12 protein-coding genes and 1 tRNA gene are annotated in these 13,939 nt (G+C 59.3%); 1 reads left to right on the top strand and 12 read right to left on the bottom strand.

Features of this window, described 5'->3' with window-relative positions:
* Positions 1–132: 132 nt before the first annotated feature.
* From QZ749_RS00850 to QZ749_RS00810, 9 genes are all read right to left on the bottom strand, one after another.
* On the bottom strand, positions 133–2,136 hold the full coding sequence (locus QZ749_RS00850; protein ID WP_296942269.1) for a DUF3732 domain-containing protein: 2,004 nt from the start codon (positions 2,134–2,136) through the stop codon (positions 133–135).
* Positions 2,133–2,594, bottom strand: a complete 462-nt coding sequence (locus QZ749_RS00845; protein ID WP_296942267.1) for a three component ABC system middle component — start codon at positions 2,592–2,594, stop codon at positions 2,133–2,135. Before QZ749_RS00845 ends, QZ749_RS00850 begins: the two co-directional genes overlap by 4 nt.
* A complete protein-coding gene (locus QZ749_RS00840; protein WP_296942265.1) occupies positions 2,594–3,814 on the bottom strand; it encodes a hypothetical protein in 1,221 nt (406 codons plus the stop codon). Before QZ749_RS00840 ends, QZ749_RS00845 begins: the two co-directional genes overlap by 1 nt.
* 1,331 nt (positions 3,815–5,145) lie before the next feature.
* The gene (locus QZ749_RS00835; protein ID WP_296942263.1) at positions 5,146–7,596 is read right to left on the bottom strand and encodes a DUF3987 domain-containing protein; all 2,451 of its coding nucleotides are present in this window, start codon (positions 7,594–7,596) and stop codon (positions 5,146–5,148) included.
* Positions 7,593–7,799, bottom strand: coding sequence for an AlpA family transcriptional regulator (locus tag QZ749_RS00830; RefSeq protein WP_296942261.1), 207 nt, complete (start codon positions 7,797–7,799; stop codon positions 7,593–7,595). The genes QZ749_RS00835 and QZ749_RS00830 overlap by 4 nt, the downstream gene beginning before the upstream one ends.
* A 71-nt stretch (positions 7,800–7,870) precedes the next feature.
* The gene (locus QZ749_RS00825) at positions 7,871–8,137 is read right to left on the bottom strand and encodes a hypothetical protein (protein WP_296942259.1); all 267 of its coding nucleotides are present in this window, start codon (positions 8,135–8,137) and stop codon (positions 7,871–7,873) included.
* Between the two features lie 138 nt (positions 8,138–8,275).
* The gene (locus QZ749_RS00820; RefSeq protein WP_296942257.1) at positions 8,276–9,487 is read right to left on the bottom strand and encodes an integrase arm-type DNA-binding domain-containing protein; all 1,212 of its coding nucleotides are present in this window, start codon (positions 9,485–9,487) and stop codon (positions 8,276–8,278) included.
* Positions 9,488–9,664: 177 nt separating this feature from the next.
* Positions 9,665–9,749, bottom strand: a tRNA-Leu gene (locus tag QZ749_RS00815).
* A gap of 86 nt (positions 9,750–9,835) precedes the next feature.
* On the bottom strand, positions 9,836–10,306 hold the full coding sequence (locus QZ749_RS00810) for a hypothetical protein (protein ID WP_296942255.1): 471 nt from the start codon (positions 10,304–10,306) through the stop codon (positions 9,836–9,838).
* Between the two features lie 296 nt (positions 10,307–10,602).
* Between QZ749_RS00810 and QZ749_RS00805 the strand changes: the two genes are divergently transcribed.
* A complete protein-coding gene (locus QZ749_RS00805) occupies positions 10,603–11,196 on the top strand; it encodes an FxDxF family PEP-CTERM protein (RefSeq protein ID WP_296942253.1) in 594 nt (197 codons plus the stop codon).
* 65 nt (positions 11,197–11,261) lie between these two features.
* Here the strand turns inward: QZ749_RS00805 and QZ749_RS00800 are convergent, their stop codons facing one another.
* The 3 genes from QZ749_RS00800 to QZ749_RS00790 all read right to left on the bottom strand — a co-directional run bounded on the left by QZ749_RS00800 (position 11,262) and on the right by QZ749_RS00790 (position 13,915).
* Entirely contained in the window at positions 11,262–13,016 is a 1,755-nt protein-coding gene (locus QZ749_RS00800; RefSeq protein WP_296942251.1) for a glycosyltransferase, read from the bottom strand.
* Between the two features lie 194 nt (positions 13,017–13,210).
* Positions 13,211–13,480: a type B 50S ribosomal protein L31 gene (locus QZ749_RS00795; RefSeq protein ID WP_296942250.1), complete on the bottom strand. Its 270-nt coding sequence runs from the start codon at positions 13,478–13,480 to the stop codon at positions 13,211–13,213.
* A gap of 162 nt (positions 13,481–13,642) precedes the next feature.
* Positions 13,643–13,915, bottom strand: a complete 273-nt coding sequence (locus QZ749_RS00790; RefSeq protein ID WP_296942248.1) for a hypothetical protein — start codon at positions 13,913–13,915, stop codon at positions 13,643–13,645.
* Positions 13,916–13,939 lie beyond the last annotated feature (24 nt).

Genomic DNA, 13,939 nt, shown 5'->3' with positions numbered 1-13,939 from the left:
GTTTGCTCCTGGCCAGTTGCAGTCGTCCAATGCGTGCCGCTTTCGACCCATTACAGGCGTTCACAGGCGACGTAAACCGGGCCAAAGGGACGGACGGAATATAAATTTGTCCCCTTCTTGGTTGATGTTCAGTTACTCGGTAATCAAACCGCGCGTTCTCCAACGCGCACGGACGAAGTCCTCGAAGACATAGTTGCCCTGCATCGGCAGGCCATCTGCGTGATCACAAACAATGATCTGCGGGTTGACGCCGGTTTCCCTGAACGTCGTGTCGCAGAAGTTAGCCAGGTTAGTAAACATCTTCGATACAGCGTCTACGTCTTCATCGACCGTCTTGGTGGTACTCCGATCCCCGCGTAGCTCATCGGCCTTGAAGGCTTCAGCATTGTCGGTGGAAGGGAAGTAGACTTGCGTCGGCTGATCCAAGAAAAGGATTGGCGGCACCTTGCACTTGGGATGCGCAGCGAACTGGTAATGCAGTGCCATGAACAGCGTCAGGTGCGAGTACAGCCAGTTTGCACCGCTGCCCATGGAGCGCAGAAACACCTTTTTCACATGCCCCCCAGCAATGGGCTTTTCATGCCAGAGATCGAAGGTATCGACATCAAACTTCAGAGAGCCATTTTTGTATGTCTCTTCGAAGTCGAAGTGCTTGCCGAACGCCTTCATTTTCTGGTTGATGTCGTTTCCCAGCGCCCACAGCTTCGACTCCACATCGAACTGGGCCATCTGCAGATCGTACTTTTCAACCTCCTTTTCCCAGAAGTCGACCATCGCCTTGGCTTCTGACGGTGGGTTCGCAATCCGCTTCTCAATGGTGAGCTCCAACTTGATCTTGGTCTTCTGAGCAGCACCATCCACGGACTTAGACTTCTCAAGCCGGTCAGCTTCCTGATCAAGCGGCTTCAGTGCCTGCTCAACCAGTGCCAATTCCTTGCGAAGTTTTTTGAGTTCCGCATCGACTGCCCGGCGCTCCTCTCCAAAACCTTCGCGAGCATAGGTGGACACCTTGAGCTCGTCGTTCAGCCAGTGAATCGCTGCCGACAGCTTGTTCGCTTCATCCTCAGCCACATCCGACTGCGCCGCGCAAACGGGGCAGACCGCATGTTCAAGGTTGGCGGCCTTAGGTATTGGTAGCGTGGTTACCGAGTTGGCAAAGCCTGTAGCCTGCTCAGTAGAGACGTTCAGCAGGTAGCGGGTATTGAGCGCTTTCTGAATGCTGGCCATCAATTCAGCTTTGCGGTCGTGCAGTTCGTTGCGTCGAGTTTCAAATGCATTGGACAGGCCATCTACCCGGACCGAAGCACCAGTGAGGCGCTCCAGTGCTGGCTTAGGCTTCGTCCAGATTTCCTCAGCCGTGAGCTCCGTTAACGGCAGGCCGGCCAAAGCCTGATACTCCTTCAGCAGGGTGTCGATCTCGGTGATGTAATCAGCCTTAATCTTGTCCTGCTTTGGGATCTGCGCCTTGGCACGCTTGAATTCATACATGGCCTCGGTGCGCAGCTTCGCAAGGTCGAAGTAGTCCTCACCAACGATGTCCATGAAGATCTTGAAGTGATCGATGGCTTGGTCGCGTTTGCGCTTTTCTTCAAAGCGGTAAAAGACCGCATGCCGGTTAGCCACCAAGTTCTGATGCTGCAGCATGAAGGATGGGAAACTCCGAACGGAGGGCGTCGGACTCCATTTGCCAGTCATTTCCTGCTGCAAAGGATCGGTGTCGATGTTCTCTAGAGTAACACCGAAATACCGACCCAAGCTCTTCAGAAAATCGGCCTTTGGCTGAAAGAAATTCGAGGCAAAAAAGGTGTCTACGTCCTCAACCAGAGGAAGAACGTTGTCCACTGCTGGCCCGGAAATCTCGCGCAGAAAGCACCGGTTGCTGGCCGCTACCCGCCCTACGACAACGGCCATGGTCGCAAAGCGCAGCACGGTGAAGAAGTACTTGGCGCGATCCGTGATGATGCCCTCAGGGATCGTGTCCTCCGAGCTGCCCAGGCAGTAATCGAAGATATCGAGGATGGCACTCTTACCTTTAGAGGACTTACCGGTGATGATATTGAGACCTGGAGCGAGAAGTACGTAGTGAACGTCATTATCCTTGTCCACGACACCGAGGTAGCTTACGTAACACTTCATAGCGATTTAACTCCCAACATCCTGTAGATAGAAACAACGTTTTCACCAGAAAGCACCATGGCCAGCTTCTGGCTGTACTTCAACAACGATTTGTCCGAATTGATGGATTGCGGCTTCTGGAGCGACCGTACCGACAGCTCGGGGGTGATCTCCAAACTGTTCTCAGCAGTCAGAATCAGCATGGCAGCGTTGGTGATGGGTTTAAACTCCTCCACACGCATCGCCAGGCCGATAAGCCTCTCAGCATCTGAAGCCATGGTTCGAATCGAGCTGTCACGCCGAGCCCTGTTCAAGAAGGCATGCATTGGCTTGTAGGTGACGATGGGAAGGATCAGATAGCTGAGCAAAATATCCTTCTCAACCGGTTCCCAGTGCTGATAGAAACTCTGGATGACGGGTGCCAGTGCGAAAGGCGTTCTGTGCAGGGTGTACAGGTGGTCAGAGACTTGCGTGGTCATCACCAGAGCCTCCAGTGAAACTCATCATCCTCATCCTCAGGTTGTTCTCCTGCAAGCATGTGATAAATGCCATTACGGAATTCGGGCATCGTGTGTTCCAGGCCGCAAAACGAATCGGTAGGCAAGCCGTTGCGCATAAGAAAAAACTTCATGGATCTGGTGCTTAGCTCGGTCGAACAGGTGATTCCAGCACAATCCACCATGGCTAGCTCACGCCCATACTTGTGTTGAGTTAGATGATTGCTGAGGTAGAGATCCATCATAGGTTTGAACAGCACACCGTCGGTGTACAGATCGGAGATCGTGGTCTGGGCGACTACCCTGTGCAGCGCTGCCCTCTTCAACTGCTGTTCGCCGCCGATTTCCAGAATTTTATGCGCAAATCGCATGGGCCGAATTTCCTCGATGTCGATGCTCTTCTTGAGCGCCGCCATGTCCACTGAAGGAAAGGTTTTTGGGTGTTTCATGTACCGGTGCGTTAGCTCTGACAATTTGTCAGTAAATGCTTGGTACGTGATCTGCCATCCATTGATCACAAGATCTGGGCTGCACATGAATCCCAACAACTCGTGGATGAGGGGCCGGTATTTAGACGGTCGGATAGGCTTGAGGTGGCGGGTCTCATAGCTCTTCAGGCGTTGCTCCAGTGATTCTGCACCGGTCGTGATCTGCATCCGCTCCAACACTTCCATCAATGCATCCCGGCGCTTAGGATCCATTACGTACTGTTGAAGCTTCTGAGATTTCGAGGGCTTATTGGCCCCCTCGTCTACCTCCGGCTCGTTTGATGCCTGATTGCCGGCATTGGCCTGCGAGCCCGCAACGATGTGCTCCATGATCGACAGCCGTTCTGCTGCTGAAGCCGCGTTCCATCCCTTAAGCAAGGTTTGTGCACCGAATTCCTGCGTCGTCAGCAGCACCAGCGTCTTGAAGGACGTACGATCAAAATTCTCATGGAGCCAGTTTTTCAGGGTGTTCCAGAAATTGGCGTGACTGTCAGTGAGATTGTCAGAGTAGAGCTTGACCTCGGTCTGTGTTTTGCCAGGAACCGTGACATCACCCATAACTTCAAGCCACAGAGACTCATCGGGCGCTAGGTCGTAGCAGTACTCTACGGCGACGAGCAGCTGGTACTGGAGCGCCTTGAATAGCAAAGTTGCGTCGAACGGCAAGGGAGCGGCGCCAGGTAGCGTAGTATTCAGGGATTGTGTCGTATCCATACATATTTTAATGATGGGCATGCTTCCACGACCAACGACTTGATAGCAGACTGAGCACGCGCATCGCCTCGTGACACATCAGCAAATCAATTAGATACCACTTGGCGTGAAGGGTACATACCGTTATTTATTTACTGTATATAAATACAGTATTTAATCAATATTCGATATATGCTAACAGCACTTGCATTATGTAGTCGATAAAAACCATTACTCCTACCCAAGGAATTCAAGCGAGTTTTGTAGACGCGCGCCAAAGAAATTTTTCGACTTTTCTATGGCCGAAAAATTTTTGACGGGAGCGTCGATAAATGTTCACGAGGCCGGGGGGGGCTCGAGCCTCCCCCCTCGGGGGTGGGGGTCGTCCGCCACGCTGCCTCGACGGCCGCGAGGGCGTCGGGCGGGTGGGCGGCCGGCTGGCCGGCGAGCGCCACACGGCGCTGTACTTGCGGCCGAAGCGCACGACGAGGCCGGCGTCGATAATGCGGCCAAGGGTGTCGATGGCGGGCTTGTAGGCCACGCCGGCCCGTTGGGCTACGTCGCGGCCTGCGATGCGCATGGCGAGGCCTTGGCGATGGCGTCGGATTCATGCCGGCACCTCGAACAGGGCGAAACCTCGATTAATAGGTGTAGTGCACTCGGTTTGATGCCTGGAGTGCATCCGGTCGTTTTTTCAAGCTATTCGGCATAACGCATTGCCCAATTCCTAAATTAGGAAGCCGGCAGTTCAGCATTCATGAGGGTTTCACACTGACTTGTGTAAAAATCTGTGTGAACTGGCAGAGTTATGGGGGAATCAGCAGCTCGCGGCCAAGACAATAAGCGGGCACGTCTGCCTGAGCAAATTGAAAACGAAGACACAGGCGGTCAGGACACAGAGGCTACAGATTGTAGGCACACGGGGGCAGGTCGCCGCGCGCGCGCGTGAGGCACATCGTGGGCCGCATCAGTCCTCCACCCCCCAAATTCACCGCCGCGCTACAGGCACGAGAACGCAACCCTCTCCAGCATTCTCATAACCTTCTGAGAATGCAATTAGCGGGGGCTGTCATAGGGGAAATGAGGTAAATAATACGTAAAAAACCTCTGAATTCTCTAATTCTCCCACCCCCATCTTTTCCACATCGCCGCCGTTTCCCCCTTGTCTTTGACCCTGATGCTGGATTCTTGCCCAAGAAAAAATTCGTCGTGATTGTGGCAGCCTGCTCGACTTTTCCTTGGCCGCGCTGCTACTGCTATTCCTGCGATTCTGCGACGACGATTCAGGTTGTAGATGCTTCCTTTAGCAGAATCGCAGGAATCGCTGTAGCAGCGGCTCGCGTCGCGTGGATCTATTTGTTCGGCGGGCCTTCCTTCAGCAATGCCGGGTTGACGTGCACCATGCGGGGTGCACCAACCGTCATCTTGACGCGGCCCAGTTCAACCAGGATATCGAGGACCGGATTCAAGTCTTCCTTTTTGCGCATCCCGGCGGGACCATTGTGCTGGATGTCCGTGAACGACATTTTCACGATATCTTGTTGTTTGAACTTGGTCACGAGCCAGTCGTTCAAGCGCTTTGCTTTGCTTGCCGCAGGAGTGGCTGGGGTGTTGAGCAGGCGTCGCGACTCGTTCAGGTGCCAACGTGCGATGCGGCAGGCATTCCTCATGGTGTTGTCATCGATATCGCCCGTGGCTCCTGCAACAACGTGGAAGAGCGCAGCCAATCGAGCGGCGTTGTCCGCGATTTTGCTGGCGACGTCACGGACGTCACGCAGCTCGCCGTCGTCATCCAGTTGCACTTCGATCTCGTCATGGAAAGTGATCCATACGCGTTTCGCTTCTTGCGTCAGATGCAAGAGGGCAGGATTCACGCGGCAATCCTCGATATATTGCGGCAGGTTCAGCAGCTCGGTGATACGTGCGCGATAGCGCTCCAGCATCGGCCAGTGCTCCGGGGCTTCGGTGAACATGCGCTTACCTTGGGTCGACTCGGGAGCCGCGACCAAGAATCGTGCGAGAAAGCCGCTGCCACGTGCTTGCTGGGCGCTCGCATCAAGGAATGCATTCAGCACGGAGTGCTGGACTTGAATGGCGACAGTCAGGCGGCCATGAGCGCTATACGACGAGTCGGCAGCACGACGGTCCGTGCGAATCGTCTTGCCGTCCCACAGCTCATTGATAGTGGCGAGGTTGCGCATCATGCTTTCCTTGCTCATGCCGTGACCACCGAACACAATGCCGCCTTCAGACGACATCAGGGCAGCCGACGGCCATTCCTTGGCGATGCAGTGGAGCAATGCTTCAGGCGTGGCGTCGCGATAGATGAGACGAGGAATGACGGGCGCAGCGGGTTTTTGCTGCTCATGCTCACGGAGCCGTTGCCGCAAATCTTTCTCGCTGCTTTTCCCTTTGTCGGAGTGTTCTGCCCCCTTGGTCGCCGCCTGCTCAAGCCCTTTCTTCACGCTCGTCCAGTGGGCCAAGTCCGCCGTGTATTCCTTCATGTTAGCTTCGGCCTCCTTCGCTTGCCGTTGTTCGTAATCGCGAATCGGCTTCGAAAAATGGCCGTCCAGCGTGCTTTTACGTTCGCCCGAGTCAGCCACCGACAAGAAGTACAGGCTGCTCGGTCCATCCAGCCCACGAGCACGCTCGACGTCATTTCGAGCTTGGCACGCTGCCGAGACCGAGGCCATCGCCGAGCAGGCCACCATTGCCATAGGAGCTTGGACGAACTGCTGCACTTCGATCGCGGCGTCAGCGACAATCGCCGGCAAAGCGTCGATGGGATACGGAATGTTCTCGACTTCCAGCGTGAGAGGCTCAGGGGGAAGCCATGCGATCACGCCGTCCAGGCTTTTCAGCAGGAACGAGAGATCCACCTTTTTGGCCTCGTCTGCATAGGCTTTGCGGCCCATGTCGATGAGCGTACCGAGCGTGATACCGCCTTCCGGCTTGATCTGTTGCCACTTTTGGCGCATGCCTTCGACGGTGTACTTCGGGCTACGGCGGCTCCATTGATCTGCAATTGCAAATCCCTGGACTTCGTCGCCCGTGCTTTTCAAGGCCATCAGCACACGCATCCAATCGTAGTAGTCATCGGCTTTGATGTACACCAGCGCACACCGAATCTCGATCAAGTCCTTGTCCGACAGCGTGTTGGTTCCGACAGCGACGGCGAAGCGGTCATCGCGCAGCCCTTTTGCAAACTTGTCGACGATCCATTGCGGGAGGTCTGCGATCTCTTGGTTGTCGAACAGGTCGCTGGATGCCTCCCATTCGTAGCGTTTGCCGGACACATGCAGCGAGCCAGGACCAACGACATAGCCATTGACCTTGAACTCGATATTACGGCCGAGCTTGCCTGCAAAGGCCAGCTTTTTATCTGCCCAGAAGTACAAGTGACGGCCGCCGCCGCCCGTCAATACTTCAGCGGTTTCAGGCAGGACGCTATTCTCGGCAATCAACGCATCGAAGTCATCGGTGCCGCTTTCCTTGTAGTCATCCATGTCGGCAACCACAAGCATTTTGCCGCTGTCGAGAATTTCAACACCGGTGCGTACGCCGACATTGAGATTAGGTGCCCTGAACCAGATGTTGATGACGGTCGGATCGGTAGTCGCTTCCTTGAACGAAGCGGTGCGGTGCGGGTGTTTGGCCGGGTGAGGGCAGCTTGCCTCACCGCACGCGCATTTGCCATCGATGGCACCCCACAAAGGAAATACCGGGATCCCCAAGGAAGCCATTTGGAGCGCAGACTGGTGTGCCGGCGACATGGTGGCGTTGGTTGCAAAGGTGCCGTTCACTTCGACGACTCCTTGCGGCACGCTGCGACGAATGCCTCGATTTCATCGGAGTGCCAGCCGGTCACGCTGGCACCGAGTTTGAAGGGCTGGGGGAACTTGCCATCACGGACCCAGCGCCAGATGGTGGCCGGGCTGACAGGCAGGATGCCGGATTTTTTCGGGGTGGTAGCGAGCTGTGCGATGCGGATGATACGGGGGGACATTTGATGCTCCTTTGTAATAGAACAACGAGGAGTATTTCAGTCCCGCCGTTTAAAGGCACTGGCAAGTCGTGTCACGACTTGCCATGACTGATGAGCCGGCTCACCGTTCGGTCATCAACATTCAGATCGTCCGCCACTGCGCCCACCGCCTCCTCGAAGCTCAAGCCGTTTTTGCGCAGGCGGCTCACCTCGCTGCGAATGACCATTCGGTTGATGTCCCAGTCTGCGCGAAAATGATCGCCGTGCTTGCCGAATCTTTCCAACGCACGCAGCGCATATTCCAGTACCTCATCAGCGTGTATATAGGCACGCTCCTCTAGGGGCGCCTCAGGATTCACACAGGCACGCCTTTCTGGACTGCTCAATGCCTCACGGCAGACGGCAGCAAAATCTGCGACCTCTCGGCGAACCTCTGGCTTCGGTAGACGACCGATTTTTCTCTCTGGTAGCATTTTGATTTCTCAAATTTAGTTTTGTTAGGCCCGAAGCTGCACAATGTCAGCGCCAACGCGCAGACCACCCAGGTAGTCCGCCCAACGCTGCATCATTGCCCGACGCGCAGGCAGGTGCGCCGTACGGTTATACGCTCGTCCGTTCGCATCCTTGACGGTATGCGCTAGTTGATGCTCGATGTAGTCGACGCGCTCTTCTAGCACCTCGTCGAGGATAGTGCGCGCCATGGCACGGAAACCATGGCCGGTCATGACATCCTTTCCGAAACCGAGGCAGCGCAAGGCCGCATTAATTGTGTTTTCGCTCATGCAGCGGTCTCCAGTGCGGATACTCGGGAAGACATACTTTCCGTGCCCCGTCATGCGGTGCATGGCGCGCAGGATGTCGACGGCCTGTGTGGCCAACGGAACGACATGGTCGTTCCGCATTTTCATTTTGTGTCCAGGAATGCGCCATTCGGCCGCGTCCAGATCGATCTCGACCCACTCCGCGCTACGCAGCTCTCCGGGGCGGACGAACACCAGCGGCGCCAGCTTCAGCGCGGCAGCAGCATAGGGATGGCCGCTATAGCCGTGGATCGCCTTGAGCAGCTTGGCTACCTCATGAGGCTCTGTAATCGCGGCGAAATGGTTTGCTTTCACCGATGCCAGCGCGCCTTTGAGGTCGGCCGTCACATCGCGCTCCGCCAAGCCAGTGGCCACCGCGAAGCGAAACACCTGCCCACATAGCGATTTGACGCGATGTGCGGATTCATTGGCGCCGCGCGCCTCGATCCTTTGGACTGCGACCAGCACATCGCGAGGCTTGATGGTGGAAATTGGTAGCGCCCCGATGGCAGGGAAGAGGTCCTTGGCCAGCCAGTTCTGCACCTTCTCCTGCGTCGTCGCGGCGCGTTCGGACTTGGTCTTTTCGAGCCATCGACGGGCCACTGCCTCGAACGTGTGTTCGCCGGCGATCAGTTTGGCATTCTTGGCATCGCGCTTGGCGGCACCGGGATCGATGCCGTCTGCAAGCAGCTCGCGCGCCTCTTGGCGCCGTGCACGCGCCTTGGCGAGACTGACGTCGGGGTAGACCCCCAATGCCAACGTCTTGCGCTTCCCAAGGAAGCGATAGTCGAGGCGCCAGTATTTGCCGGCAGCGTTAACGAGCAAGTACATGCCTTGCCCATCACTATGCTTATCCCCAGCCGGTTTAAGTTGTTTGACTTGTCGTACGAAGGTATCGCTCAATCCCATAGTTCATCTCACCGTGACGGTATGTGTTTATCGGTAGCCAGAGATACCGCCAAAAATGACGGTATCTTGTCGCGATGAGATGAGAGGAGATGAGACGAGGAGAGATAGCAAAAAACCCGCTCTCCCTAGGAAGGATGCGGGTTTTGAGCTGGGATGAGACGGTGTGCGTCATGCTAGTGGTGCCTCCGGCCGGAATCGAACCGGCACGCCTTTCGGCGCTTGATTTTGAGTCAAGTGCGTCTACCAATTCCGCCACAGAGGCGCAAGCGCAGGCGCGCATCTTAGCATATGTCATGCCAAACTGACCAGTCCATGCGTGGCGTCCGTGGCGCGCCCCGCGCTGGCGGTTCAGGCATCCATGCGCGCGCGCAGCGCCCGCAGCGCCGGCATCGGGCCGGTGACTTCGAGCGCGTGCTCGTGCACGGCCACGGTGACTTCGGCGGCACGACGCCGTGGCCAGCGCGCGCCGCGCGTGCGATACCGGACCGTGCCCGGGCCGCGTTCGGTCGGGACGTAGCCGAGCCGGTCCATTTCCTCGTCCAGCGTCCCGACCAGGTGGCAGGCCGAGAAGCGCGTGCTCACTTCGAGGCGTCCCGGCAGCACCCGCGCCAGCGGCAGCAGGCCGCCCAGCAGCAGCGGCAGCACGATATAGCCCAGCGGCGTGGCCGGCGCGCCCAGGTGGACGACGGTGGCCAGCGCGCCCAGTCCCAGCGCCAGCGTCAGCGCGAGCGCCGCCAGGCGCGGCGCGGGCAGGGCGGCCGGCAGGCGCCGCGCCCGTTCCTGGATGTGCTGGATGTCGGAAAACGTCACGCTCTTCATGGTGGGGCTCCCGGAATCGGATAGCGGCCTCGACTGGCCGCACCTGCCATTGTCGGCAAGCGCCCCGTTTCGGATTTGATCATTCTCAAAGCTGCTTTTTCTTGAATGAACTGTTTTGAGAGCAAGAGTTCATGGGGAAACCCGCCGATGAATGTGCGAAAAATGGCTGAGATTTGTGCGCAATCTAACGGTGGGTGTGGTGGGTCGAACTTAAGCTGTGACCAAGAATCGGTATAAGGACGTCATCGCCGGTTCCCCGGAAAGTGAGTCCCTGATAACTTATCAACGGAACTATCATGAAACTGACATCTCTCGTTCTGAGCTCGCTGCTGGCCGGCGCGGCCCTCGTTACGCAAGGCGCGTACGCCCAGGCCATCGACCGCAGCGCGCCGCTCGTGACGGTGGACGACGGCGTGGGCGGCTTCAACGCGCATTTCGGCGACAGCTTTGCCGCTTCCACCACGGGCAGCACCTTCACCGATATCTTCACCTTCAACGTGGGCACGCCGTTCGACGCGGCCGGGTCCGTGACCTCGTCCTACCTGAACACCCCGCTCACCAAGGACCTCCTGATCACGGGCCTGAACCTGTACCGCTACGACCCGCTCACCAACGCCATCCTCGGCAGCGCCATTTCCGGCATCAACAATACCGGCTTCGGCGAGCATCCGACGGATTCCTGGTCGCTGGAAGCGTTCGGCCTGCAGGCCGGCTACTACGCCGTGCGCGTCGACGGCCAGGTGCTGGGCGCCGGCGGCGGTGCGTTCGGCGCCGACTTCACCATCTCGCCGGTACCGGAACCGCAGACCTGGGGCATGCTGCTGGCCGGCCTGGGCCTGCTGGGCACGACGGCGCTGCGGCGCCGGGCGCTCGTCCGCGACAGGGCCTGAACGGCGTCGCAGCGGAAAGAAAAAAGCCACCCGGACCCGGGTGGCTCGTGTCGTGGCGCGCCCGCTCAGCGGGCCCGGCGGTACAGGCGGAAGCGCTCGTCGCGGTCGGACGGCCGCCGGCCTTCCCACAGCAGCGTCCAGTCGCGTGCGCGGAACGGTTGCGCCGCGCCGCCGCGTACCAGGGCGCCGTTCTGCATCGGTCCCGGCAGCGTCGGCGCCTTGATGCTGTCCTGCAGCAGCAGGTAGCTGCAGGTGCCGCCGTCGACCGGGGCGAACGGCAGGTGGCCGAAGTAGGCGAACGAGGCGCGCTGGGCCGTGCCGACGTTGGTGTCGATGCAGTCGGCGTCGGCCGGCAGGCGCGCGGCGATCTGCTGGGCCACGCTGGCGTAGCTGCGGGCATAGTTCAGGTCCGGCAGGAATAGGGTCATCAGGAGTACCCACAGCAGGATCAGGCCGCTCGAGGACAGCACCACGGCGCGCCACAGCACCGAGGGCTGGCGCGACAGGCGCCAGTGCACCAGGAAGAACCAGCCGATGGTGGCGGCGGCGGCGACGGTGACGGCCACGATGCCCACTTCCGGCCTGAAGCCCGGCACCAGCTTGAGGGCGTTCTTGGCGAGCTGGGCGGGCCAGCCGGTCAGCTTGGCGACCCAGAACAGCCAGATGATGCCGCCCAGCAGGGTCAGCACCATCACCGAGAACCAGTCGATCGCATTGATCGCGCCGCGCTTCATGGTCGGCAGGCCGAACGCGGCCATCAGCGCCAGCGGCGGCAGCAGCTTGAGCAGGTCGCCGCTTTCCGGCACCGGATCGCACAGGATCAACAAGGCCAGCGCGCCGACGAAGCCGGTCGGCAGGATGATGTGCAGCAGCCCGTGCTGGCGCCGCCAGGCCCAGGCGGCCCAGGCGGCGAACGGCCAGGCCGGCCAGAAGTACCAGATGCCGACGCGGAAGAAGGCCTTCAGCGATTGCCAGCCCGGGATGCTCAGCTGGCTCGCGTTCCAGGCCAGCCATTCGCCGACCGGCGACACGCCGTAGGGCTGGACGACGGCCGACGGCAGCACCCAGACCATGGTGACCAGCAGCCCCACGCAGGCGGCCTGGCCCAGGTGGCGCAGCACGGGCGCCGACGGCATCTTGAGCAGGCGGGTGCACAGGTACAGCGCCGCGATCACCACCAGCGGCGGGGCGAAGCCGCGCGTCAGCGACAGCAGGCCGAGCGCCAGGCCGGCCAGCAGCGCGTTACGGGTGGTCATGTCCTCGATCAGGCGCACCGAGCGGAACAGGAACCACGACAGCAGGGCGCCCTGCAGCGTGACGGCCAGCGTCTCGTGGCTGTGCAGCAGCAGGCCCAGGGAACCCAGGTAGATCAGGACCGCGGTGTCGGCCAGCGTGCGGCCGTAGTCGTCCGGTTCGGGCTGGCCGCCGAAGGCGAGGCGCAGCGGCTGGGCCTCGGCGCGCCGGCCCAGGTGGAAGGCGGTCTTCCATAGCGACAGGGTGCCGATCACGAAGATGCCGATGGTGGACATGCGCGCGCCCATCACGTCGCCGACCAGCCAGCCGAACAGCTTGATGCACAGCGCGCCGAGCCAGAACGCCAGCGGTCCTTCGTCCGGCATCGGCAGGCCGGCCACGTGCGGCAGCAGCCAGTCCTGGAAGCCGCCGTGCGCCATCGTCCACATGATGCCGAAGCTGGCGGCGTCATCCTTCCACGGATCGCGCCCGATCAGGCCCGGCAGGATATAGAGCAGGCCGAGTCCGTAGAGCGCCCAGCGGGGCAGGGCGAGGGTGGCGGCGGCGGGAAGGCGGACTGGTTTCATCGATAACTGATCCCGTAATAAGTGATGCAGGGAATGAGTCGCGTAGTATAAGGGACATCGGCATGCTGCCGCCGGCGGGCGCGGCGCCGGTGGGCGGCGCGCCGGCGCCGGCGAAAACGCGGCAAAAAAAAAGGAAGCCCCTGGGCTTCCTTCTTGGAAGCCCGCAGGCTTCCTTGGCGATCGCTCGTCGGGACTTAGCCGTTGGCGACGGAAGTCTTCGAACCGACCGAACCGAACTTCTGGCGGAACTTCTCGACGCGGCCAGCGGTGTCGACGATCTTGTGCTTGCCGGTGAAGAACGGGTGCGACTCGGCCGAGACTTCGATCTTGACCAGCGGGTAGTCCTTGCCTTCGAAGTTGATGGTCTCGCGGGTAGCGATGGTCGAACGGGTGATGAACTTGAAATCGCACGACAGGTCGTGGAAGACGACTTCGCGGTAATCCGGATGGGTATTAGCTTTCATGATGCGCCTTGATTAAGTTGGTAGCCAAACGGCACTTCGTCGGTCGACCTGCTTCTTGACCCGATTGCCGATCACTTGCCAGGGTTGGATACGGAACCGGAGATTATAAGGCAGGCTGGTTCGCGAGGCAACCGATGGCGCCCGGATACCGGCGCGGCGCGTTCAGCCGGCGTGCAGGCGCGACAGCATGGCGACGATCATGCCGGCAAAACCGATGGCCATGGTGATGGTGGTGGCCGCGATCCATTTGCTCAGGTGCGCGGATTCGCCGTGGATGTCGGCCTTCAGTTCGGCTTTCAGTTCCGCCAGGTCGGATTTGTTCGGCAACATGGTGAGGGTGGTGTCGAAACGGGTTTCGAGGACCGTCAGGCGCCGCTCGATCTGGTGGTTGCCATGGCGCTGGGCGGACAGGTCGTGCACGGCGTCGGTGGTCATCGTGGTCTCCTTGGTGGCATCGGG

The organism is uncultured Massilia sp. (assembly GCF_913773735.1).
Classification (GTDB): domain Bacteria; phylum Pseudomonadota; class Gammaproteobacteria; order Burkholderiales; family Burkholderiaceae_D; genus Telluria.
This window is presented reverse-complemented; position numbering and strand designations above follow the sequence as displayed.

What these genes read in the sequence shown, in the direction of transcription:
- QZ749_RS00795 (WP_296942250.1), bottom strand. Translation starts at nt 13,480, where the DNA reads ATGAAAGCTAATACCCATCCGGATTACCGCGAAGTCGTCTTCCACGAC.
- QZ749_RS00790 (WP_296942248.1), bottom strand. Translation starts at nt 13,915, where the DNA reads ATGACCACCGACGCCGTGCACGACCTGTCCGCCCAGCGCCATGGCAAC.
- QZ749_RS00810 (WP_296942255.1), bottom strand. Translation starts at nt 10,306, where the DNA reads ATGAAGAGCGTGACGTTTTCCGACATCCAGCACATCCAGGAACGGGCG.
- QZ749_RS00845 (WP_296942267.1), bottom strand. Translation starts at nt 2,594, where the DNA reads ATGACCACGCAAGTCTCTGACCACCTGTACACCCTGCACAGAACGCCT.
- QZ749_RS00800 (WP_296942251.1), bottom strand. Translation starts at nt 13,016, where the DNA reads ATGAAACCAGTCCGCCTTCCCGCCGCCGCCACCCTCGCCCTGCCCCGC.
- QZ749_RS00850 (WP_296942269.1), bottom strand. Translation starts at nt 2,136, where the DNA reads ATGAAGTGTTACGTAAGCTACCTCGGTGTCGTGGACAAGGATAATGAC.
- QZ749_RS00830 (WP_296942261.1), bottom strand. Translation starts at nt 7,799, where the DNA reads ATGTCCCCCCGTATCATCCGCATCGCACAGCTCGCTACCACCCCGAAA.
- QZ749_RS00820 (WP_296942257.1), bottom strand. Translation starts at nt 9,487, where the DNA reads ATGGGATTGAGCGATACCTTCGTACGACAAGTCAAACAACTTAAACCG.
- QZ749_RS00840 (WP_296942265.1), bottom strand. Translation starts at nt 3,814, where the DNA reads ATGGATACGACACAATCCCTGAATACTACGCTACCTGGCGCCGCTCCC.
- QZ749_RS00805 (WP_296942253.1), top strand. Translation starts at nt 10,603, where the DNA reads ATGAAACTGACATCTCTCGTTCTGAGCTCGCTGCTGGCCGGCGCGGCC.